The sequence below is a fragment of the Pseudodesulfovibrio mercurii genome (assembly GCF_000189295.2).
Lineage (GTDB): Bacteria > Desulfobacterota > Desulfovibrionia > Desulfovibrionales > Desulfovibrionaceae > Pseudodesulfovibrio > Pseudodesulfovibrio mercurii.
The window spans coordinates 1,184,574-1,205,625 of sequence record NC_016803.1 but is presented as its reverse complement, the minus strand read 5'-3'; the positions used below and the strand labels follow the sequence as shown (position 1 = coordinate 1,205,625).

20 protein-coding genes and 1 tRNA gene are annotated in these 21,052 nt (G+C 64.9%); 14 read left to right on the top strand and 7 right to left on the bottom strand.

Translation table 11 applies throughout. From position 1 onward, the window contains the following. Positions 1 to 137: 137 nt before the first annotated feature. Positions 138 to 1,340: an aminopeptidase gene (locus DND132_RS05660; RefSeq protein ID WP_014321746.1), complete on the bottom strand. Its 1,203-nt coding sequence runs from the start codon at positions 1,338 to 1,340 to the stop codon at positions 138 to 140. 288 nt (positions 1,341 to 1,628) lie between these two features. Between DND132_RS05660 and DND132_RS05655 the strand changes: the two genes are divergently transcribed. From DND132_RS05655 to DND132_RS05635, 5 genes are all read left to right on the top strand, one after another. Then, positions 1,629 to 1,817: a ferredoxin gene (locus DND132_RS05655; protein ID WP_014321745.1), complete on the top strand. Its 189-nt coding sequence runs from the start codon at positions 1,629 to 1,631 to the stop codon at positions 1,815 to 1,817. Positions 1,818 to 2,100: 283 nt separating this feature from the next. Then, on the top strand, positions 2,101 to 2,919 hold the full coding sequence (locus tag DND132_RS05650) for a YkgJ family cysteine cluster protein (protein WP_014321744.1): 819 nt from the start codon (positions 2,101 to 2,103) through the stop codon (positions 2,917 to 2,919). Between the two features lie 3 nt (positions 2,920 to 2,922). Continuing rightward, the gene (locus tag DND132_RS05645) at positions 2,923 to 3,288 is read left to right on the top strand and encodes a hypothetical protein (RefSeq protein ID WP_014321743.1); all 366 of its coding nucleotides are present in this window, start codon (positions 2,923 to 2,925) and stop codon (positions 3,286 to 3,288) included. A 15-nt stretch (positions 3,289 to 3,303) separates the two neighbouring features. Then, the gene (locus tag DND132_RS05640) at positions 3,304 to 3,930 is read left to right on the top strand and encodes a tetratricopeptide repeat protein (RefSeq protein WP_014321742.1); all 627 of its coding nucleotides are present in this window, start codon (positions 3,304 to 3,306) and stop codon (positions 3,928 to 3,930) included. A gap of 84 nt (positions 3,931 to 4,014) precedes the next feature. Beyond that, positions 4,015 to 4,704, top strand: a complete 690-nt coding sequence (locus tag DND132_RS05635) for a DVU0298 family protein (protein ID WP_014321741.1) — start codon at positions 4,015 to 4,017, stop codon at positions 4,702 to 4,704. A gap of 63 nt (positions 4,705 to 4,767) precedes the next feature. Here the strand turns inward: DND132_RS05635 and DND132_RS05630 are convergent, their stop codons facing one another. Next, on the bottom strand, positions 4,768 to 5,172 hold the full coding sequence (locus DND132_RS05630) for a VOC family protein (RefSeq protein WP_014321740.1): 405 nt from the start codon (positions 5,170 to 5,172) through the stop codon (positions 4,768 to 4,770). Between the two features lie 44 nt (positions 5,173 to 5,216). Then, positions 5,217 to 5,942 (bottom strand): NYN domain-containing protein, encoded by a 726-nt coding sequence (locus DND132_RS05625; RefSeq protein WP_014321739.1) that lies wholly within the window; start codon positions 5,940 to 5,942, stop codon positions 5,217 to 5,219. Between the two features lie 179 nt (positions 5,943 to 6,121). On the opposite strand from DND132_RS05625, the gene DND132_RS05620 reads away from it, so the two are divergent. The 9 genes from DND132_RS05620 to DND132_RS05575 all read left to right on the top strand — a co-directional run bounded on the left by DND132_RS05620 (position 6,122) and on the right by DND132_RS05575 (position 16,266). Continuing rightward, a tRNA-Val gene (locus DND132_RS05620) sits at positions 6,122 to 6,196 on the top strand. A 215-nt stretch (positions 6,197 to 6,411) separates the two neighbouring features. Next, on the top strand, positions 6,412 to 8,349 hold the full coding sequence (gene thrS, locus DND132_RS05615; RefSeq protein WP_014321738.1) for a threonine--tRNA ligase: 1,938 nt from the start codon (positions 6,412 to 6,414) through the stop codon (positions 8,347 to 8,349). A 1-nt stretch (position 8,350) separates the two neighbouring features. Beyond that, positions 8,351 to 8,881, top strand: coding sequence for a translation initiation factor IF-3 (infC, locus tag DND132_RS05610; protein WP_081475893.1), 531 nt, complete (start codon positions 8,351 to 8,353; stop codon positions 8,879 to 8,881). Between the two features lie 41 nt (positions 8,882 to 8,922). Further along, complete coding sequence (rpmI, locus tag DND132_RS05605; RefSeq protein WP_014321736.1) at positions 8,923 to 9,120, top strand: 50S ribosomal protein L35; 198 nt, start codon at positions 8,923 to 8,925, stop codon at positions 9,118 to 9,120. Between the two features lie 184 nt (positions 9,121 to 9,304). Beyond that, a complete protein-coding gene (gene rplT, locus DND132_RS05600) occupies positions 9,305 to 9,658 on the top strand; it encodes a 50S ribosomal protein L20 (protein WP_014321735.1) in 354 nt (117 codons plus the stop codon). Positions 9,659 to 9,661: 3 nt separating this feature from the next. After that, complete coding sequence (gene pheS, locus DND132_RS05595; protein ID WP_014321734.1) at positions 9,662 to 10,714, top strand: phenylalanine--tRNA ligase subunit alpha; 1,053 nt, start codon at positions 9,662 to 9,664, stop codon at positions 10,712 to 10,714. 231 nt (positions 10,715 to 10,945) lie between these two features. Further along, positions 10,946 to 13,348 carry a phenylalanine--tRNA ligase subunit beta gene (gene pheT / locus DND132_RS05590; RefSeq protein ID WP_014321733.1) on the top strand — a complete coding sequence of 801 codons (2,403 nt, stop codon included), beginning with the start codon at positions 10,946 to 10,948 and terminating at the stop codon, positions 13,346 to 13,348. A 423-nt stretch (positions 13,349 to 13,771) separates the two neighbouring features. Beyond that, positions 13,772 to 14,080 (top strand): MerR family transcriptional regulator, encoded by a 309-nt coding sequence (locus DND132_RS05580; RefSeq protein WP_014321732.1) that lies wholly within the window; start codon positions 13,772 to 13,774, stop codon positions 14,078 to 14,080. Between the two features lie 26 nt (positions 14,081 to 14,106). Then, entirely contained in the window at positions 14,107 to 16,266 is a 2,160-nt protein-coding gene (locus DND132_RS05575) for an AsmA family protein (protein WP_014321731.1), read from the top strand. Here DND132_RS05575 and DND132_RS05570 read toward each other — a convergent pair. Genes DND132_RS05570 through fliF form a run of 4 tightly spaced genes read right to left on the bottom strand, consistent with a single transcriptional unit; the run spans position 16,263 to position 21,019 of the window. Then, positions 16,263 to 17,687, bottom strand: coding sequence for a FliI/YscN family ATPase (locus DND132_RS05570; protein WP_014321730.1), 1,425 nt, complete (start codon positions 17,685 to 17,687; stop codon positions 16,263 to 16,265). The two genes, DND132_RS05575 and DND132_RS05570, sit on opposite strands and share 4 nt — an antisense overlap. 1 nt (position 17,688) lies before the next feature. Continuing rightward, the gene (locus tag DND132_RS05565; protein ID WP_014321729.1) at positions 17,689 to 18,438 is read right to left on the bottom strand and encodes a FliH/SctL family protein; all 750 of its coding nucleotides are present in this window, start codon (positions 18,436 to 18,438) and stop codon (positions 17,689 to 17,691) included. Beyond that, positions 18,425 to 19,423 carry a flagellar motor switch protein FliG gene (gene fliG / locus DND132_RS05560; protein ID WP_014321728.1) on the bottom strand — a complete coding sequence of 333 codons (999 nt, stop codon included), beginning with the start codon at positions 19,421 to 19,423 and terminating at the stop codon, positions 18,425 to 18,427. Before fliG ends, DND132_RS05565 begins: the two co-directional genes overlap by 14 nt. Before the next feature lie 3 nt (positions 19,424 to 19,426). Then, positions 19,427 to 21,019: a flagellar basal-body MS-ring/collar protein FliF gene (gene fliF, locus DND132_RS05555; RefSeq protein WP_014321727.1), complete on the bottom strand. Its 1,593-nt coding sequence runs from the start codon at positions 21,017 to 21,019 to the stop codon at positions 19,427 to 19,429. Positions 21,020 to 21,052: the final 33 nt, after the last annotated feature.

Genomic DNA, 21,052 nt, shown 5'->3' with positions numbered 1-21,052 from the left:
CTGCGCGGCGTCAATGAACAGATGTAGATGTATCGTTTCGACCGCGGGAATGGCAAACCCTTTCCCTCGTTCCTTCCCCGGAGGCGCCGTCCCGCGAAGCGGCGCCTACGGGGTCCGGAGGGAAGGGCGGCGGCGTCCTATTCGTACCGGAATTCGCCGTCCGCGTAGATGACCAGCTCCTCGCCGCCCTTGAGGGTGGCGGTGACGGTCTTCTGCTGCGTGTTGACCAGGTCCCAGTGCAGGGCGGAGTCGTTGAAGCCGAGCTCCTTCTTTCTGGCCTCGTCCAGGGTGGACTGGTCGCCGGAGAAGGTGTCGGCGTAGGACGCGCCCACGGCCACGTGGCAGTTGCCCTGGGGCCCGCCGAAGTTCTCGTCGAACAGGGTGTTGGCCATGAAGGCGTTGATCTTGGAGAAGCGCCGGTCGGTCAGGGAGAACTCGCCCAGCCGGTTGGCCCCCTCGTCCAGGGTCAGCTGCTTGGCCACGAAGTCGCCGCCGGTCTTGGCCTCGGTCTTGACGGCCACGCCCTTTTCGAAGGTCAGGCGCACGCCCTCAACGAAGTTGCCCGAGCGGAAGGAGGGCTGGTCGGCGTAGTACACGCCCTCGGTGCCGCGCCAGTCCGGGGAGAGGAATATCTCGAAGGACGGGATGTTGTGGCCGGACACGCCGAGCCAGCGGCGCTGCTCGCCGGGGACCACGATCAGGTCCGTGTCCTTGGATTGGATGCGCAGGTGCTCGATGGACAGCGCGTTGAGCCACGCCTTGACCTTTTCGGCCTCGGCGAAGATCTCGTTCCAGCGGGCGGGCGGGTTGCCGTCGTCCAGGTAGCACGCCTTGACCACCTGGGCCTTGAAGTCGGCCATGGACAGCTTGGCCGCCTCGGCCAGGGCCGGGGTGGGGTAGATGCACAGGGTCCAGCCGAAGTCGCCGGACTGTTCGCGCTTCTCCATGATGTCGCGCATGAACTTGCGGGCCACGGCGGCCTGGCCGATGCGCTTGGAGTCGATGTTTTGGAGATGGGTCAGGGAGGCCGGGGCGATGAGCGAGATGAGCCCGTTGAGCCCGCCGACGAATTCCCGGTCGCCCGAGGCGACGGCGGTCAGCTGGTCGTCGTTGCCCTTGCCGTAGAAGGAGACTTCCATGGGCGCGGACAGGTTCTGGCGCGGGATCGGGTTGATGCCCTTGTCCATGAGCAGGTCGAACATGGCCTCGGCCAGGGGCAGGGCGTCCGGGTCGAAGCGCAGGAGCACGAAGTCGCCCGGCTGATACGGTTTGGTCCGTGCGGTGGACAGTCCCCACCACAGGGTCTCGGCATATTTTTTCAATTCGTCCTTGGTGAACATATGGCTACCTCGTCTGGTTGGAATCGCTATTCGGTCCGCAAGAGTAAACGACTCCGGGCCGCACCACAAGCCGTCATCGCAGGTCACGTTTTTGTAGGACTTTTGAAAAGCGCTTTCATGGCTTGACACGCGGCGGGCATGAATATATCAGCAAGTTCGTGCCCGGTCCCGCGTGACCGGATTCGTACTTTGAAATGTCGTGTCTCGCCCGGGCCCAAGGCCTGAAGGGCAGCGCGAGAAACAGACCCGCATACGGCGGGCATCCCAAATTATTCTCTGGAGGGAAAAATGGGCTACACTATCACTATCGACACCGACAAGTGCACCGGCGACGGCGAATGCGTGGACGTTTGCCCGGTTGAAGTCTACGAGCTTCAGGACGGCAAAGCCGTTCCGGTCAACATGGACGAATGTCTCGGTTGTGAGTCCTGCGTCGAAGTTTGCGAAAACGACGCCATCACCGTCGAAGAAAACTAGTCTTTGCTATTCTGATATGGTTACGGGAGCGGCGGGTATCCGCCGCTCCCGTTCCATTTTGGGCCGCCGGAACGGTGGCCGCGCAGCGGGTCGCGGTCACGGGGAAACGCTCCGGGCCGGGCCGGACATCGCCAGAACCGTCGCCCGAGGGTTCTTTTCCCTCCGGGCACGCCCCCTTCTTTTGCGGCAGCGCGGTTGACGGCGCCGATTCACGACTTAATTGGTCGCAAGCGAAACCCCACCCATGGCCGGCGTTGTCGCCTGGCCGGTCCAGGAGCAGATAATGGCCCTTGATTTTACCGAGTATTTCAAAAAATACGAAGCCATCGTGGCCGAGGTGGACGCGGTCTTCCGGAAGTTCGAGACCGAGATGCCGGACCTGGTCAAATGCGGCAAGGGGTGCAGCGACTGCTGCTACGCCCTGTTCGACGTGACCCTGGTCGAGGCCATGTACATCAACGCCAAGTTCAACGAGAAGTATTCCGGCCTGGAGCGCTCGGCCATTCTGGAGCGCGCCGACCGGGCCGACCGGGACATCCACAAGCTCAAGCGCAAGGTCTACAAGGCGAGCCAGGAAGGTCGTCCGGTCAACGACATCCTTCTGGAAGTGGCCAGGGCCCGCGTGCGCTGCCCCATGCTCGGAGACGACAACCTGTGCGCCATCTACGAGCACCGGCCCATCACCTGCCGGCTGTACGGCGTGCCCACCTCCATCGGCGGCCGGGCCCACACCTGCAACCAGGCGGGCTTCAAGGGCGGCGAGAAATATCCCACGGTGAACATGGACATCATTCTGGACCGCCTCCTGGCCATCGGCAAGGAGCTCCAGACCGGCATCGGCTCCCGCTTCAGCGAGCTGGGCGAGATGCTCCTGCCTGTGTCCATGGCCATCGGCACGGACTACGACGAAGGGTACCTGGGCGTGGGCGAGAAGACCGCCCTGCGCGAGAAGTCTCCCGAGGAAGAGGATCGCCCCAGGGAGATCATCGCCCCGGCCGCGGCCAAGGGTCCGGGCAAGTCCTCGGCCTGCGCCTCCTGTTCCGAATCCGGCTCGGCCTGCGAGTCCTGCGGCGAGTCCATTGTCCTCGGCGGCAAGGAATAGCCCATGACCAAGACCGTCAACTACGAGGACATGGCCGACCACGAGGTCGAGGCCCGCAAGCGGTTCATGTACGAGAAGATGTCGCCCCGGCGGCGCAAGTTCGTGGACCGCTTGGGCTACGAGAACTGGGACCCGTTCGCTGCCCCCTTCGATCCCATCGACATCCGCGTGGAGAAGACGGGGTTGACCCAGGCCCAGCTGACCCAGCTGTTCATCCGGGAGACGGGCAAGCATTTGAACCAGGAGTACATCGACCAGGTCAACGAGTTCAACGTGATGCTGGTCATGAACTTCGAGAAGATCCGGCCCATCTACGACTTCTGCCTCTGGTACGCGGAGCACTGCAAGAAACACGGCGTCGAGCCATAAAGCAAGGATACCCTCATGGAACAATTCGACAATATTGACGACTACATCGCCGATCTCAAATCGAAACTGCGCGACAATCCGACCTGCGGCAACACCCACTACAATCTGGGCGTGGCCTATCTTTCCCGCCGCGATTTTCTGGAGGCCGAGCGCGAGTTCCTGGACGCCGTGGCCCACTCACCGCGCATGGCCGAGGCCTACGTGCAGCTCGGCGGCATCGCCCTGCAGCGCGGCGACATGGAGTCCTGCCTGAGCTACAACGTCCAGGCCACCCAGCAGCGCCCGTTCTTCGCCGTGCCCTGGGGCAACATCGGCTTCGTCTACATGCAGCAGGGCGACAACGACAAGGCGCACAAGTCCCTGAAAAAGGCCCTGAAGCTCGATCCCGACTTCGCCCAGGCCCAGGCGACCATGTCCAGCGTGCTCATCGCCATGAACGACTTCGAGGAGGCGGACAAGCTCCTCAAGACCCTGCTCGAAAAGCACGCCCACTTCGGCCCCGGCTGGAACAACAAGGCGATCATCGAGGCCGAGCGCGGCAACTGGGGCGAGGCCGCCGTGTGCATCAGGAAGGCCGAGGAATCGGGCTTCGACGTGCCCGAGGACTTCAAGCGGGAAGTGGAGGAGAAGTCCGGCAACTGATGCTTGTTTTCGTTGCCCATCCCGCAAAGATGATTATATTGAGGGGGCTGTCGCTTGACGGCCCCCTTTTGCATCGGAGGAAGCATGTCCCGTTTTCGCAGCGTCAAGAAGACCGTCCATGACATCCTGGCTGACGACGATTGGCAGATACGCCTCGCCGAGCTGGACGAATTCCGCCCCGTGGACCTGGTCCCGCCGCTCCTCAACCTGCGCCTGGACCGGCTGGAGACCGTGCGCTGGCACTCGGTCACGGCCTTCGGCCTGACCGCCGCCCGCATGGCCGAGGCCTCCATGGAAAAGGCCCGGATCATCATGCGCACCCTCATGTGGTATATGAACGAGGAGTCCGGCAACCTGGGCTGGGGCATCCCCCTGTTCATGGCCGAGGCCATGGTCAACAGCGAGCGCATCGCCAAGGAATTTTCCAAGATTCTGGTCTCCTACATCTTCTGCGACGAGGAGTGCGACGGCAACTTCCTGGATCACCCGGAACTCCGGCGCGACGTGCTCTGGGGGCTGGCCCGCCTGGCCGAGTACCGGCCCGAGTTCGTGGCCCACGGCGAGAAATTTCTCATGGTCGCCCTGGAGGACCCCGACGCCTACAACCGCGCCTACGCGGCCCGCGTGCTCGGGCTCATCAAGGCCGAGGGCGCCAGGGACGGACTCGAAGCCCTCCGCGCCGACTCGACCCCGATCCGCACCTTCCACCACCGCGAGCTCATCGACACCACGGTGGGCGAACTGGCCCGCATCGCCCTGGACGACCTGGGCTAGCCGCCCCGTCCCACCCGGAAAGACGAAGCCGCCCGAGAGGGCGGCTTTTTTTGTCGGTCCGATCTACAGAAAATACTGCCGGAACTCCTCGCTCGGCTCGATCTCCACGTAGACGTAGAGGGCCACGCCGTAGGGATCGAGGGTGCAGAAGCCCCGGTCGCCCCAGGGGTGGTCTTCGAGGGGCATGACCAAGGGCAGCCCGGCCGCCGCGACGCGCTCGTGGGCCCGTTCGACTGCGGCCGCGTCCGCCAGCAGGAGGTTGTAGGTCAGGCCGCCGCCGCCGTAGACCGGCTGGTCCGGGGACTTCGGCTGCATGAAGTGCAGGGTGGGGCCGCCTTGCCCGAACTGCAGGCCGATGTACCAGCCGCAGTCGAAGATCAGGCGGCCGTCGAGATGGGTGGTGTAGAAGGTCCGGGCCGGGGCCAGGTCCTCGACCACGATGGTGGGGGAGATCGTCTTGGGGAGCATGGTTGTTCCTTTGCGGGCCGCGTGCCCGCCGGGGCGGTTGTCGATCAGGCCTTGCGCTTCCTGTCCCGGACGCTCTTGTGGCCGCCCCTCGCCTGCCGGACCTCGAACAGGTCGATGGCCTCGAACAGGTCGGACAGCCGCTTGTAGCCGTAGTTCCGGGGGTCGAAGGAGGAGTGGTTGCGGATGTGCTGCCCGATGCGGCCCATAAGCGCCCATCCGTCGTCGTCCGCGCACGCCTCGATGGTGTTGCGCAGCAGGTTCATCAGCCGGGTGTCGCCCTTGAGGGTGTTCGCGTCCATGGGCTTGGGCTGCGCCTCGGGCTGGTCCTGGGGTTTGTCGTCCAGGTAGGAGAAGGTGGAGCAGGCGTTGGTGAACGCCTCCGGGGTCTGCCTGGAGCCGTAGCCGACCACGGTCTTGCCCTCGGCGCGCAGCCGGGTGGCCAGGGGCGCGAAGTCGCAGTCCGACGAGACCAGGCCGAACACGCCGATGTCCTTCTGGTAGAGGATGTCCATGGCGTCGATGGTCATGGCCATGTCCGTGGCGTTCTTGCCCTTGGTCATGTCGAACTGCTGCACGGGCTGAATGGCCTTGTCGAAGAGACATTCCTCCCACCCCTTGAGGTACTCGTTCTTCCAGTTGCCGTAGGCCCGGCGGATGGCCAGGGAGCCGTACTTGGCCAGGTCGGTCAGGATGAACTCGATGAACTTGGCCGGGGCGTTGTCCGCGTCGATGAAGAGGGCGATGTGCTGTTCGTCGGATCGGGTGGTCATGGCTCGTCCTTTGGTTTCGTCCGAAGGGGTTTCGGGACAGGTCTGTGGGACCACTATAGGGCCGGGCCGCCGGTCGTGCAACGGGGGCCGGGCAACGGACGTGAAAAATGAAAAAATCCGAATATCGTGCTTGACATCCGACCGACCCCCATATAGTTATTCACTCCGCTTCAACGAGAAGGCGCGTAGCTCAGGGGGAGAGCATTTGCTTGACGTGCAAAGGGTCGTGGGTTCAAATCCCTCCGCGCCTACCAGAACATCCCCGGAAGGGAGGCCTAGTGGCCTCCCTTCTATTTTTTCGTGGAAGCGGTGAAAACCGTCGGGCCGGGACGATGTCCCATTGACGGAGACGGGTTCCGTTCCTACTTTGCCTGGGATGGACCTGGCCGCCCGGCGGATCAGGAAATGTTTCACGGCGCGCCCGACGCGCCACAAGGACCCGGCGTGTCGCCGGTCAGGGAGAGCTGAAGTGCAAGTGGAAATCTCCGGTAAACAGGTTGAAGTGGCCGACGGCGCCTCCTGCGCCGACGCCCTGAAGGAAGGGCTGTCCAAGAAACAGTTCAAGAACGTCGTGGCCGTCAAGTGCGGCGATGCGATCCTGGACCTGTCCACCCCCGTTACCGAGACCTGCACTACCATCGAGCCCGTCTTCGCGGACAGCGAGGAAGGGCTCAAGATCATCCGTCACTCCGCGGCCCACGTCATGGCCGAGGCCGTCAAGAAGCTGTTCCCCACGGCCAAGGTGACCATCGGTCCGGCCATCACCGACGGCTTCTACTACGATTTCGACTACGAGCGCCCGTTCACGCCCGAGGACCTGGAGGCCATCGAGAAGGAGATGCTCTCCTCCGTGGGCGCGGACAAGCCGTTCGTGCGCACGGTCATGTCCAAGGCCGAGGCCAAGAAGATGTTCGAGGCCAAGGGCGAGACCTACAAGTCCGAGATCATGGACGACCTGGGCGGCGACGAATTTTCCATCTACACCCACGGCGATTTCGCCGACCTGTGCCGCGGCCCGCACGTGGCCCGCACCGGCCAGATCAAGGCCTTCAAGCTGCTCTCCGTGGCCGGGGCCTACTGGCGCGGCGACGAGAAGAATAAGCAGCTCCAGCGCATCTACGGCACCGCCTGGGAGGACCCCAAGGCCCTCAAGCAGTACCTGAACCGCCTGGAAGAGGCCAAGAAGCGCGACCACCGCAAGCTTGGCAAGCAGCTCGACCTGTTCTCCTTCAGCGACGAGGTCGGCCCGGGCATGTCCCTGTGGCACCCGCGCGGCATGCTCCTGCGCGCCATTCTCGAGGACTTCGAGCGCAAGGAGCACCTCAAGCGCGGCTATGACCTGGTCCAGGGTCCGATCATCCTCAAGCGCGAGCTGTGGGAGAAGTCCGGCCACTACGACAACTACCGCGAGAACATGTACTTCACGGAGATCGACGAGCAGGCCTACGGCATCAAGCCCATGAACTGCCTGGCGCACATGATCATCTATAAGAGAAAGATCATGAGCTACCGCGACCTGCCCCAGCGCTACTTCGAGCTGGGCGTGGTCCACCGCCACGAGAAGTCCGGCGTGCTCCACGGTCTCATGCGCGTGCGCACCTTCACCCAGGACGATGCGCACCTCATCTGCCGCCCCGACCAGGTGGAGGAGGAAATCCTCAACCTGATCAAGTTCTACAAGGACATCTACGCCCTGTTCAACTACGAGTTCGACGTGGAGCTGTCCACCCGGCCCGCCAAGTCCATCGGCACGGACGAGGACTGGGAACTGGCCACCGAGGGACTGCGCCAGGCGCTGGACAAATCGGGCATGCCCTACGCCATCAACGAAGGCGACGGCGCGTTCTACGGCCCGAAGATCGATTTCCACCTGCGCGACTCCATCGGAAGAAGCTGGCAATGCGGCACGATTCAAGTGGATTTCACCTTGCCAGAGCGCTTTGACATAGTATATGTCGGCGAGGACGGTGAGAGGCACCGGCCCGTGATGATCCATCGCGCCATGCTCGGCTCCATCGAACGCTTCATCGGCGTCTTGACGGAGCACTGTGCAGGTGCGTATCCTGTCTGGCTGGCGCCCGTGCAGGCACGTTTGCTGAACGTGACCGACGCGCAACTGGATTTCATGAAGAAAGCCGAGGCGTTCCTCGTTTCCAAGGGCATCCGCGTCGAAGCGGACACCCGCAACGAGAAGCTCGGTTACAAGATACGGGAAGCTCAGGTCGAGAAGGTCCCGTACATGTTGGTAATCGGTGACAAAGAGGTTGAGGCCGGGTGCGTCAATATCCGTTCACGAGACGGAGAGGACCCCGGGATGGTGACACTGGAGGAAGCCGCGCAGCTGATCCTGGAGGCTGCAAAGGCGCCCTTCAAAGCAGGAGGAATGAGCTATAGCTTTTCGGGGTAACATCCGCCGGGACCAGAAGAGGGAAGACCTGGTCCGGCGCAACGAAAGGATTCGCATCCCCAAGGTGCGGGTCGTGGATGATGACGGCGAGCAGCTTGGTGTCATGGCAACCCGCGACGCGCTTGATCGCGCACGGGAAAAGGGCCTGGACCTCGTCGAGGTCGCGCCCAACGCCGACCCGCCGGTCTGCAAGATCATGGATTACGGTAAGTTCAAGTACCAGCAGCAGAAAAAGTTGCAGGAAGCAAAGAAGAAACAGACCGTCATCAAGATCAAGGAAGTCAAGTTCCGGCCCAAGACCGATGAGCACGATTACCAGACCAAGCTCAAGAACATCGTCAAGTTTCTGGAAGGCGGCGATCGCTGCAAGGTGACCATCTTCTTCCGGGGACGCGAGATTGTCCACAAGGACCGCGGGCTGGCTGTGCTCGAACGGGTCGTGGTGGACACGCAAGATTTAGCCAAAGTCGAGAGCAAGCCCATGGCGGAAGGACGGACCATGACCATGATGCTTGCTCCGGTGAAAAAATAGAGACTTGAGTCGGGACCCCGGTCCCGTTCTAGGAGGATACCATGCCCAAGATCAAAACCCGCCGTGCGGCCGCCAAGCGGTTTTCCCAGACCGCTACCGGCAAGTTCAAGCGTCGTCGCAAGAATCTCCGGCACATTCTGACCAAGAAGAATGCCAAGAGGAAGCGTCGCCTCGGCCAGTCCACTACCGTGGACACCGCGAACATGAAGGCTGTCCGACGTCAGTTGCCCAACGGCTAGCATCCGCCTGATATGGCCCTCCGGCGGCGTCACAAGAGAGGCGGGGGAGTTCCCCGGTTCGCACGTGCGTCGGCAGCGCCCAGTCGAGATGTCCGTTGATTTCCATTAACCCTTAAAAGCTATCCACCTCGTCGGGGGAGTCCGTCCGGCCCGGGAGGTTCATCGAAGCGATGGAGGTTTTACCATGAGAGTCAAGCGTGGAGTTGCCGCCAAGCGGCGTCACAACAAATATCTGAAAATGGCCAAGGGCTATCGCGGCGCGGGTTCCCGCCTGTACCGCACCGCCCGTGAGCGCGTGGAAAAGGCCCTGTGCCATGCCTACAAGGATCGCAAGCGCAAGAAGCGCGAGTTCCGCAAGCTGTGGATCATGCGCATCAACGCGGCGGCCCGCATCAACGGCATGTCCTACAGCCGTCTGATGGACGGCCTGAAGAAGGCCGGCATCGAGCTGAACCGCAAGGTGCTGGCGGACATGGCCGTGCGCGACCCGCAGGTGTTCGCCAAGATCGCAGAGGCAGCCAAGGCCAAAGTGAGCTAGACAGTGAGTAGTGAATTGAAGTCCTTCCTGGAAGGACTCGACGGCCTGGCCCAGGATTGCGCATCGCGCAAGGGCCAGGCCTGTTCGTTGAAGGAACTGGAGGAACTCCGCATCGAGTTCCTGGGCCGGAAGGGCAAGCTCGCCCAGATCATGGGCAGGCTCGGCAAGCTCGACAACGCCGACAAGCCCGCCGCGGGCAAGAAGGCCAACGAGGTCAAGCAGGCCGTCACGGACCTGCTGGACTCGTGGGAGGCCGCCCTGCAGTCGGCCGAGGCCGACCAGGCGCTGTCCCGCTTCGATCCTTCCATGCCGGGCCGCAAGCCGTGGGCCGGCTCCCTGCACCCCGTGACCCTGGTCATGGAGGAGATCGCCTCCATCCTGGTGGGGCTCGGCTTCGACCACGTGGCCGGTCCCGAGGTGGAGAACGACTGGCACAACTTCGAGGCCCTGAACATGCCCCCGGACCACCCGGCCCGGGACATGCAGGACACCCTGTACGTGTCGGACAAGATCGTCCTCCGGACCCACACCTCGGGCATGCAGATCCGCAGCATGCTCGCGGGCAAGCCGCCGCTGGCGGTCATCGCCCCAGGCAAGGTCTACCGTCGCGACTCGGACCTGACCCACACCCCCATGTTCCACCAGATCGAGGGGTTGCTGGTCGACAGGAACGTGTCCATGGGCGACCTGCGCGGCACCCTGACGGTCTTCGTGCGCAAGGTCTTCGGTCCCAAGACCGAGGTGCGCTTCCGGCCGAGCTTCTTCCCCTTCACCGAACCGAGCGCCGAGGTGGACATCTCCTGCGCCGTGTGCGGCGGCAAGGGCGAGCTGGACGGCAAACCCTGCCGCGTGTGCAAGGGCACGGGCTGGGTGGAGATTCTGGGCTGCGGCATGATCGATCCCAACGTGTTCAAGTCGGTGGGCTACGACCCCGAGGTCTACACGGGCTTCGCCTTCGGGCTCGGCGTCGAGCGCGTGGCCATGCTCAAGTACGGCATCGACGACCTGCGCATGTTCTTCGAGAACGACGTCCGTTTCCTGGAACAGTTCGCCTAGATTTTGTGGCGGCACGGGAGGGCGTGAGCCTTCCCGTGTGCCCCGTTGAAATACTGAACCCGACAGGGTTCATCCCTTACGAAGACAACTTTTCCACCTCTCCCGGCTTGCGCGAAGCGCACATAAAAAGTTTAGGAGGGGAGAGGGGATGGGGGGCCGGGAGAAGGGGAGAGGGGAAGCCCTTTTCAAAGGGTTCCCCTCTCCCCTTCCCCCGGCCGCCGGAGGCACTCCATGTTAGTTAGCTTGAATTGGCTGCGTGAATTCGTCCCCTATGAGGGGGACATCCAGGTTCTCGGGGACAAGCTGACCATGCTCGGGCTCGAGCTGGACGGCATCACCGATCCCTTTGAGGCCGTGCAGGACATCGTGGTCGGCTTTGTGGCCGAGCGCGAGCCGCACCCCGAGTCCGACCACCTGTCCGTCTGCACTGTGGACGTGGGCGGGCCCGAGACCCTGACCATCGTCTGCGGCGCGCCCAACGTGGCTAAGGGCCAGAAGGTGCCCGTGGCCCTGGTGGGCACGACCATGCCCGACGGCACGAAGATCAAGAAGGCCAAGCTCCGGGGCGTCAAGTCCATGGGCATGATCTGCTCCGAGCGCGAGCTGGGCTTCTCCGAGGATCACGAGGGCATCTGGGTCCTGGACGACGCCCTCAAGGTGGGCGACAAGCTGGTGGACGCCCTGAACCTGGAGCGGGTGGTCTTCGACTTCGACATCACCCCCAACCGCGCCGACTGCCTGTCCATCCTCGGTTTCGCCCGCGAGACCGCGCTGGCCTTCGACCTGCCCCTGACCATGCCCGCGCTCAACCTGGTCGAGGGCGGCGGCAATGCCGCCGACGTGATCAAGATCCTGATCGACGACCCCGAGTACTGCCCGCTTTTCAACGGCCGCGTCATCAAGGGCGTGGAGACCCGCAAGGCCCCGGACTGGATGCGCTTCAAGCTGCTCGCCCTGGGCCAGCGTCCCATCTCCAACATCGTGGACGTGACCAACTACATCATGTTCGAGCTGGGTCAGCCCATGCACTCCTACGACCTCGACCTGGTGGAGGACGCCACCCTGCGCGTGGCCCTGGCCGAAGAGGGCATGAAGTTCACCACCCTGGACGACGTGGAGCGCACGCTCACGTCCAACGACCTGCTCATCCGGGACGGCAAGCGGGCCGTGGGCCTGGCTGGCGTCATGGGCGGTTCCAATACCGAAATGCACGCCGGGTCCACCAATGTTCTGCTGGAGGCCGCCGTGTTCCGCCCCGGCACCATCCGCAAGACCGCCCGTCGCCTGGCCCTGCCGTCCGAGGCGTCCTACCGCTTCGAGCGCGGTGTGGACCAGCAGCTCAACCGTTTCTGCATCGACCGCGCGGCCCAGCTCATGGCCGAGACCTCGGGCGGCACCGTCCTGAAGGGCGTGGTCACCAACGAGCCCCGGCCGTGGCAGGACCGTTCCCACGGCTACCGCCACAAGCGCTGCATGTCCCTGCTCGGTCTGGACCTGGAGCCGGCCTTCGCCAAGAAGGTCTTCGAGCTTGAGGGCTGCACCGTGGACGACGCGAACCCGGACAACTGGACCGTGAACTCCCCGTCCCATCGCCTGGACCTGGAGCGCGAGGTGGACCTGTACGAGGAGGTCGGCCGGGTCTACGGACTGGACCGCATCCCGGCGGTGCTGCCCCGTGTGTCCAAGTCCCTGGAGGGCGTGGCCGGAACCCCGGTCTATCATTTCATCCGCCGGGTCAAGGAATGGGGCCGCGGCGTGGGGCTGAACGAGACCATCAACTACAGCTTCACCGGCTCCGAGAACCTCGACCGGCTGCATCTGCCCGCCGAGGGCCGCGTGTACATCGCCAATCCCCTGTCCGAGGAACAGAACGTCATGCGCACCGAGCTGGCCCCCGGCCTGCTCAGCGCCCTGAAGCACAACCTGGCCAAGGGCAACAACCACATCCGCCTGTTCGAGGTGGCCAAGCAGTTCCTGCGCGACGAGACCTCGGAAACCGAGACCCGTGAGCAGAATCGCCTGGGCCTGTTGCTCTACGGCCCGCGTCACGCCGAGGAATGGCCCTGGACCCACGGCGACGCGGACTACCTGGACCTCAAGGGCCACGTGGAGCACCTGCTGGCCGACACCCTCAAGCTCGAAGCCCCGGTCTTCACCCTGGCCGAGGGTGAGCATCCCTATCTCGAGCCGTGCGTGCAGGTGGCCGTTTCCGGCGAACCCGTGGGCCTCATGGGCCGGGTGCGCGAGGACATGGCCGACTTCTACCACGCCCGCAAGGAGGTCTGGCTGGCCGACTTCAACCTGGACCAGCTGCGCGAGATGGTCGACGCCCACCGCATCGGCTTCCGGCCGCTGCCGGTCTTCCCGCCCAGCCGCCGCGACGTGACCGTCATCGGCCCGGTGACCCTGCACGCCGACGCCATCCTCGATACCATCCGGTCCGCGGGCGTGGACATCCTCGAATCCGTGGAGCTGGTGGCCGAGTTCGTGCCCCAGGGCCAGGACGAGGAGCGCAACCTGTCCTTCCGCCTGACCTACCGTTCGCCGTCCAAGACCCTCAAGGACAAGCAGGTGGACAAGGAGCACCAGACCATCCTGGACGCCCTGGCCAAGAACCTGCCCATCCGCTTCTAGGCGGCGCGAATACGAAGACAAGGCCCCGTTCCGCAAGGATCGGGGCCTTTTTGCGTCGCGCTGATGCCTCCGGCGGCCGGGGCGCCGCCCCAGGCCCCGCTTAAGAACCTCTTGGAAGAGGTTCTTAAGAATCTCCAGAACTTTTTGGGTGCCTTCGGCAAGGCCGTGCGTGCGCACCATCCGTGCTTCTTTATCTTTTGTACCGCTGCCGCACGGATTTGGGCCGGACCCAAAAGACACCCGCCCCCCACCCCGCGAAGCGGCGCTAAAAAGTTTAGGAAGGGAGAGGGGATGGGGGTTCGGGGGAAGGGGAGAGGGGAAACCCTTTTCAAAGGGTTCCCCTCTCCCCTTCCCCCGGCCGCCGGAGGCATCTTTCTCCTGAACCTTGTTGAAGGCGGCGGGGGGATTTGGTAGGGGTGTGGGATGGAAGATTTGCAGGAATTCAAACGGTACAAGATCGGCCAGGCCGCCAAGGCCATAGGGGTCAAGACCTACGTGCTCCGGTTCTGGGAGGGCGAGTTCGACGAGATCGACCCCATCCGCACCGAGAGCGGGCAGCGGCTGTACACCGAGGAGCACCTGGAGATCATCCGCGAGATAAAGCGGCTCCTGTACGACGAGGGGCTGACCATCGACGGGGCCAAGAAGAAACTGCGCAGCCGCGAGCACGCCGACATTTTGGGCGAGGTGCGCGACGAGCTGCTGGCCATCCGGAACCTGCTGAGACGTTAGCGGGGCAGGCCGCAAAGGGGCGGACCATGGGCAACTTCCTGAAATTCGGGCTGATCGGCCTGGGCGTATGTCTCGTCCTGTTCGTCATTTCGGCCGTGATCTTTGCGGCCGTGTTCGATCCCAACGACTACAAGGGCCGCATCAGCCAGGCCGTGCTCAAGGAGACGGGCAGGACCCTGACTTTTGACGGCGACATTTCCCTGACCTTCTTCCCCGGCCTGGGCGTGACCCTGGGCGGGCTCTCCCTGAGCAACGCCGAGGGGTTTGGACCCGCGCCCATGGCCTCGGTGCGTTCGGCCCGCGTGACCGTGCGCCTCCTGCCTCTGCTCATGGGCAAGGTCCGGTTTAACCGATTGGAGTTGGACGGCCCGGTCCTGAACCTGGGCCGCGACGAAAAGGGCGGGGCCAACTGGGACGACCTGGTGGGCCGCGAGCCGGACAAGGCGGACAAGGCCGACCAGGACGAGGACGCCGGGTCGGGCACCTTCGACCTGGACGTGGCGGGCGTGGCCGTGCGCAACGGCTCCCTGTCCTGGGACGACCGCAAGTCGGACACCCGGTTCCTCCTGCGCGGCCTGGACGTGACCACCGGGGCCATCAGCAAGGGCGGGCTGTTTCCGGTCAAGCTGTCCGTGAATTTCGACTGCAGCAAGCCCGACGCCAAGGGCGCGCTGACCCTTGAGGGCAAGTCCTCCATCGATCTGGCGAGCCGCCAGTACGGGCACATGGACGTGCACGCCACGGTCAAGGCCACGGGCGCGGCCATCCCCGGCGGCGTTCTGGACGGGAAACTGAACTTCCAGTTTTTGGCCCTGGACTTCAACAAGGAGACGGCCCAGGTCACGGGGCTGGAGTGCACGGCCTACGGGGCCACGCTCCTGGCCGACGGCACCATCCGGGGGCTGACCGACGGGCTCAAGGCGGCCACGGCCAGCCTGACCCTGCAACCGGCCGACCTGCGCACCGTGTTCGCGGCCCTGGGCGCACCGGCCCCGAACACCGCCGATCCCAAGGCCCTGACCGAGGTGGGCGGCACGGCCAAGGTGAATTTCAAAACCGGGCGGCTGGCCCTGGACGACGTGGAGCTGTCCGTGGACGGCTGCCGCATCGTGGGCAAGGGCACGGTGGAGCGGGGCCGGGCGTGGCCCCGGATCACGGCGCAGGTGGACGCGGGCGAGGTGGACCTGGACCGCTACCTGCCGCCCAAGCACGGCGAGAACGAGGGCGCGGCCCAGGAACAGGCCAAGGCGGGTGGGCTGGACGACACGGTCCTGCCCGCGGGCGTGATCCGGCGGCTCGAATTCGACCTGGACGCCAATGCGGCCGGGGTCAAGATCGGCGGGGCGAAGCTCGGCAAGACGGCCGTGACGGCCAAGGCCGAAGGCGGCCTGGTGACCGTCGATCCGATGGTCGCCGAGGCCTACGGCGGCACCGTCAAGGTCTCCGGCACGGTGGACGCCCGGCAGGGCGCGCCCGTGGTCCGGATCCGCTCGGAGGTGGTCCATCTGGACGTGGGTGCGCTGGCGGGCGACGTGACCGGCAAGAGCGAATACGCGGGCATCGCGGACTACACCTCCAGCCTGAACGCGCAGGGCGAGCGCATGAAGGATCTGCTCGGCACCCTGGGCGGCGAGTTCACCTTCAAGCTGTCCGACGGCGTGTTTCCGGGCGTGGACCTGGTCGGCATGGCCCGGACCACCCAGACGGCCAAGGGGCGGGACACGGTGGAGTCCGACCATGCCGATTCCACCAAGTTCGGCTCCATCACCGGCACCGGGACCATCAAGGACGGCGTGGTCACCAACCAGGACCTGGAGGTCATGGCCCCGGGCCTGCGCGCGGACGGCCATGGCGCGTTCTCCCTGGTCACCCGCCAGATCGATTACATGGTCAAGGCCAAGCTGGTGCCCACCGGCCAGGGGCAGGGCGGCAAGTCGTCGGACGAATTGTTCGGGGTCATGGTCCCCATCCACGTCACCGGAACCCTGGACAAGCCGCACTACTGGGTGTCGGTCAAGGAGTACGCCAAGGCCCTGGGCGGCGTGGTGGTCGATACCGTGGGCACGGTGCTCGGCGGGGTCAAGAACGTGGTCAAGGGCGTGGGCTCGGCCCTGGACAAGTCCTGCTGCGAGGACGGGGACCAGGCCGAAGAGCCGGAGCGGAAGAAGTTTCTCGGGATTTTCTAGCGGCCGCGCATCTTCACGGTGGGGGGTGGGGCTCCCTTGCGCGGCGGGGCTTTCTTGAGCTGCTGTCTCGGCTTGGCCTGGGGCTGCGGCGCGGCCTGCTTGGGCGGCGTCTCCGGGGCTTCGGCCACCAGTTCGTGCATGGCCTTGAACGCCCCGTCCAGGGTCTCTTGTTCCTCCACCAGCTGGCGCAGGAAGCGGTTGATGGGCCCGACCATGTTGATGGCCTTGTCCACCTCGGGGTTGGCCCCCTTCTGGTACGCCCCGATGTTGACCATGTCCTCCACGCGCTTGAAGGTGGCCATGTGCCGGAGCAGGGCCCGGCCGTCCGCCTGGGCCTCCTTGGTGGTGATGTCGCTTCTGAGACGGCTGATGGACCGGAGCACGTCGATGGCCGGGTAGTGGCCCAGGTCGGCCAGTTCGCGGGTCAGGACGATGTGCCCGTCCAGGATGGACCGGGTGGAGTCCGCGATGGGCTCGGTGAAGTCGTCGCCGTCCACCAGGACCGTGTAGACGCCGGTGATGGACCCCTTGCGGTTCTTGCCCGCGCGCTCCAGGAGCTGGGGCAGGTGGGCGAAGACCGACGGGGTGTAGCCGCCGCGCGTGGGCGGTTCGCCGGCGGCCAGGCCGACCTCGCGGCCCGCCATGGCGAATCGCGTGACCGAGTCCATCATCAGCAGCACGTCCTTGCCCTGGTCCCGGAAATATTCGGCCACTGCCGTGGCGGCGTAGGCCGCGCGCATGCGGATGAGCGGGCTCTTGTCCGAGGTGGCCACCACCAGCACGCTACGGGCCATGCCCTCGGGGCCGAGGTCGCGCTCCATGAATTCCACCACCTCCCTGCCGCGCTCGCCCACCAGGGCGATGACGTTGACGTCCGCCTTGGTGTAGCGGGCCATCATGCCGAGCGTCGTGGACTTGCCCACGCCGGAACCGGCCATGATGCCCACGCGCTGGCCCTTGCCCAGGGTCAACAGGGCGTTGACCGAGCGGATGCCCACGTCCAGGGGTTGGTTGATGCGCGGGCGCTCCAGTGGGTTGGGCGGCTCGCGGTGCAGGGGGGCGAAGGTCTGGGCGTGGATCGGGCCCTTGCCGTCCAGGGGGGCGCCGAAGGCGTCCACGGCCCGGCCGAGCAGGGCGGGACCCACCGGCACGTGCGGCGGGGTGGCCGCATTCTGGATGAGCGATCCGGGCCCGATGCCGCGCATGTCCGAGTAGGGCATGAACAGGCAGGCCCCGTCGCGGAAGCCGACCACCTCGGCCGGGATGGGCTCGTGGCCCGAGGGCAGGAGATAGCAGACCGAGCCGAGCGGGGCCTTGATGCCGTGCCCCTCGGCGATGAGGCCGACCACCTTGGTGACCTTGCCGAAGGTCTGGCAGGGATCGAGGTCTTCGAGCAGTCCGAGCTTCGAATCCGCGTCCATGCTAGTCCTTGTCGTCGGCGGTGATCTGTTCGGCCAGCTGGTCGAACAGGGGCTCCACGGATTTCCAGCGGGTCTCGATGGTGTTGTCCACCTTGCCCCCCTCGGCCTCCACGACCACGCCGCCCAGCTCGATGGCGGGGTCGGCCTTGACCACCCAGTACTTCAGCGACGGGTTGCGGTCCTGGATGGTGCGCACGAATTCGTCCAGCTCCTCTGTCTCCTCGGGGTTGCAGCGGATCTCGATGCGCCGCTGGGCGTCGATGCGCTCCAGGGCCTCGGTCATCAGGGCGTGCAGCGACTCGGTGCGCTTCTCGCTCAGCTCCACCTTGAGGGTCTTGGACAGCGCCAGGCGGATGAGCCGGACCACGTCCTGCCGCCGGGTCTGGTAAATCTTGTCGCCCTGGGCCCCGAGTTGGGCGAACAGGGCCTCGGCCTTGGCCGAGATGTCGCGGATGTGCCGGTCCACGAACTCCTGGGCTTCGGCCAGCCCCTGGGAGTAGCCCTCGTGCCGGGCCGTGGCGCGCAACGCCTCGGCCTCCAGCTCGGCCAGCATCTTGATCTCCTTGGCCGCGTCCCGGGCCTTTTCGCGCACGCGGGCCAGGTACTCCTCGTTGGTGGACTCGTCCCAGATGAGCTGGCGCTTGCCCTCCAGTTCCTGGATGGTCATTTCGTCGGGACCGGGCGTATCCATGCCGACCACGACCTTGCCCGTCATGCGCGGGCGGCGGGCCTGGACCTTAGATAAAGACATCGCTGCCACCTCGGCTGATGACGATCTTGCCCTCGTCCTCCAACCGGCGGACGGTCTTGACGATGGCCTGCTGGGCGGCCTCCACCTCGGAGAGCTTCTTGGGCGGCATGATCTCCAGGTCTTCCTTGATCATGGCCGAGGCGCGCTCCGACAGGTTCTTGAAGAACTTCTCGCGCAGCTCCTCGCTGGCGCCCTTGAGGGCCACGGTGAGGTCCTCGTTGGAGACCTCCTTGAGCAGCTCGCGGATGGCGATGTCGTCGATGCCCTTGACGTCCTCGAACACGAACATGAGGTTGCGGATGTCCTCGGCCATCTGGGTGGACTCCTCCTCGATCTCGGACAGGACCTCTTCCTCGGTGTTGCGGTCCACGGCGTTGAGGATTTCGGCCACGGAATTGACGCCGCCGACCTTCTTGCCTTCCTTGCCGCCCATGGCGATGAGCTGGCTCTGGAGGACCTTGTCCACCTCCATGAGCATCTCCTCGGCCACGGCCTCGAGCTTGGCCAGGCGCATGAGCACCTCGGCGCGCACGCCCGCGGGCAGGTTCTGGATGAGTTCGGCGGCCTGGTCCGGGTGCAGGTGGCCCAGGATGAGGGCCAGGGTCTGCGGGTGTTCGTTGCGCAGGATCTGCGCCAGGATGCGCGGGCTGACGTTCCCCAGCTCCTGGAAGGGCGTGGGCCCGGTATCCAGGTCCAGGGAATCCATGATGTATTTGGCGGTCTCCGCGTCCAGGGACTGGGTCAGGAGGCGCTTGACCTGTTCCGGTCCGCCCACCAGCAGTTCCGCGCCGTAGGCCAGGGCCTCGTTGTACTCCTTGAGCACTTCCAGGACCTGCTCCTTGGGCACGGAGTCGGTTTCGAGCATGGCCTTGGACACGGCGGCGATCTCGTTGCGTTCCATGCGCTTGAACACCTCGGCCGTGAACTTCTCGCCCAGGGCGAGGAGCACGATGGCCGTTTTCTGGGGGCCGCTGAAGTCAGCCATGTCTTACGCCTCCTGGGTAAGCCAGGTTTTGAGCAGGTGGACGGCCTGGTCGATGTTCTCGTCGGACAGCTGGATGGCGTGGTTCTTGGCGTTCTCGAGCCGCCGCGAGGCGTCCAGGGCCTCCTCGTCCATCTCTTCCTCCTCCAGGGCCAGCCGCTCGGAACCGGGCAGCCCGGCCATCTCCTCGATCTCCTGCTCGGCGACCCTCGGCCGGATCAGGGCCATGACCACCGGCCGGACAACCAGGATGAGGAAGAGGAAGATCAACAGGCCGTTGAGGAACGGCTTGCCCAGCCGCTGGGCGTATTCCAGCATGGTCCGCATGAGGGAGTCGCCGTCGGCCAGCTGCGGCTCGCCGAAGGAGATGTTGCTGACCTCGATGGTGTCGCCGCGCTGCGCGTCGAAGCCCACCGCGTTTTCGATCAGGGTGCGGATGCGGTTGATCTCCTCGGCGGAGCGGGGCACGTAGACCTGCTTGCCGTCGGCGTCCGTCTGCCACGTCCCGTCCACGATAACCGCAACGGTCAGCCGTTTCAATTCCCCGACCGGGGTGATGATGTTTTCTTCCTGCTTGTCGATCTCGAAGTTGGTGGTCCGGGACTCGCGGGTGGAGTCCTGGGTGGTCTTGGTGCCGGAGAAGCCGTCGCCCCGGAAGTTGACGTCCGGTGCGCCGCCGCCCAGGTCGGCCGCGCCGCTGGTGGTCTCCTCGTTGCGGGTCTCGGAGCGGACCACGGCGCTGTTCGGGTCGTAGACCTCCTTGCGCACCGTGCGCTGGCTGAAGTCGAGGTCCGCGTTGACCCTGGCGATGACCTTGTCCGGGCCCACGGCCGGGCCGAGCAGTTCGAGGATGCGGCGTTGCAGCTTGCCTTCCACGTCCGCCTTGTGCAGGAGCTGGGCGTTGGACATGGCCAGGCCGGTGGACTGGTCCTCCGGGGTGTACAGGGGATGGCCCTTCATGTCCGTGACCGTGATGTTCTTGGGTTCGAGCCCTTCCACGGCCATGGACACCAGGTTGACGATGCCCTTGATCTCGTCGGGTTCGAGTTTGCCCTCGCCCTTGAGCTGGAGGACGATGGACGCGGACGGCGCCACCTGATCCTCGATGAACAGGGATTTCTGCGGGATGACCAGGTGGACCCTGGCCTTGTCCACGATGGGAAATTCGGTGATGGTCCGGGCCAACTCGCCCTGGAGGGCCCGCTGGTAGTTGACGTGCTGGACGAAGTCGGTCTGGCCGATCTGGACCTCGTCGAAGATCTCGAAGCCGATGCCCTGGCCGTGCAGGTTGCCCTCGCCAGCCACCTTGAGGCGCAGCTCGTAGACCCGGTCCGCCGGGACCATGATGGTCGTGCCGTTGTTTTCGAGCTTGTAGTCCTCCTTCTGGGCCTGGAGCATGCCCACCACCCTGGAGGCGTCCTCCGGGTAGAGGTTGGTCATCAGGACCCGGTAGTCGGGCTTGTTCATCCAGTAGATCATCAGCGCAAAGGAGATGACCACGGCGGCGGTCAGACCGCCGATGAGGATGCGTTGGGACACGGTGCGGTCGGCCCAGATTCCCTGCATCTTGGACCAGTATTCGGCGACGAACGGGGGCATCTTCTCTTTCTCCGGCTAGCGTTGGCGGCAGCG

Coding starts and splice junctions, on each gene's coding strand:
- DND132_RS05635 (WP_014321741.1), top strand. CDS start 4,015: ATGTCCCGTTTTCGCAGCGTCAAGAAGACCGTCCATGACATCCTGGCT.
- DND132_RS05570 (WP_014321730.1), bottom strand. CDS start 17,687: ATGGACGCGGATTCGAAGCTCGGACTGCTCGAAGACCTCGATCCCTGC.
- DND132_RS05650 (WP_014321744.1), top strand. CDS start 2,101: ATGGCCCTTGATTTTACCGAGTATTTCAAAAAATACGAAGCCATCGTG.
- DND132_RS05645 (WP_014321743.1), top strand. CDS start 2,923: ATGACCAAGACCGTCAACTACGAGGACATGGCCGACCACGAGGTCGAG.
- rpmI (WP_014321736.1), top strand. CDS start 8,923: ATGCCCAAGATCAAAACCCGCCGTGCGGCCGCCAAGCGGTTTTCCCAG.
- fliG (WP_014321728.1), bottom strand. CDS start 19,423: ATGGCTGACTTCAGCGGCCCCCAGAAAACGGCCATCGTGCTCCTCGCC.
- pheT (WP_014321733.1), top strand. CDS start 10,946: ATGTTAGTTAGCTTGAATTGGCTGCGTGAATTCGTCCCCTATGAGGGG.
- DND132_RS05655 (WP_014321745.1), top strand. CDS start 1,629: ATGGGCTACACTATCACTATCGACACCGACAAGTGCACCGGCGACGGC.
- DND132_RS05565 (WP_014321729.1), bottom strand. CDS start 18,438: ATGTCTTTATCTAAGGTCCAGGCCCGCCGCCCGCGCATGACGGGCAAG.
- DND132_RS05575 (WP_014321731.1), top strand. CDS start 14,107: ATGGGCAACTTCCTGAAATTCGGGCTGATCGGCCTGGGCGTATGTCTC.
- DND132_RS05660 (WP_014321746.1), bottom strand. CDS start 1,340: ATGTTCACCAAGGACGAATTGAAAAAATATGCCGAGACCCTGTGGTGG.
- rplT (WP_014321735.1), top strand. CDS start 9,305: ATGAGAGTCAAGCGTGGAGTTGCCGCCAAGCGGCGTCACAACAAATAT.
- DND132_RS05640 (WP_014321742.1), top strand. CDS start 3,304: ATGGAACAATTCGACAATATTGACGACTACATCGCCGATCTCAAATCG.
- fliF (WP_014321727.1), bottom strand. CDS start 21,019: ATGCCCCCGTTCGTCGCCGAATACTGGTCCAAGATGCAGGGAATCTGG.
- DND132_RS05625 (WP_014321739.1), bottom strand. CDS start 5,942: ATGACCACCCGATCCGACGAACAGCACATCGCCCTCTTCATCGACGCG.
- DND132_RS05630 (WP_014321740.1), bottom strand. CDS start 5,172: ATGCTCCCCAAGACGATCTCCCCCACCATCGTGGTCGAGGACCTGGCC.
- DND132_RS05580 (WP_014321732.1), top strand. CDS start 13,772: ATGGAAGATTTGCAGGAATTCAAACGGTACAAGATCGGCCAGGCCGCC.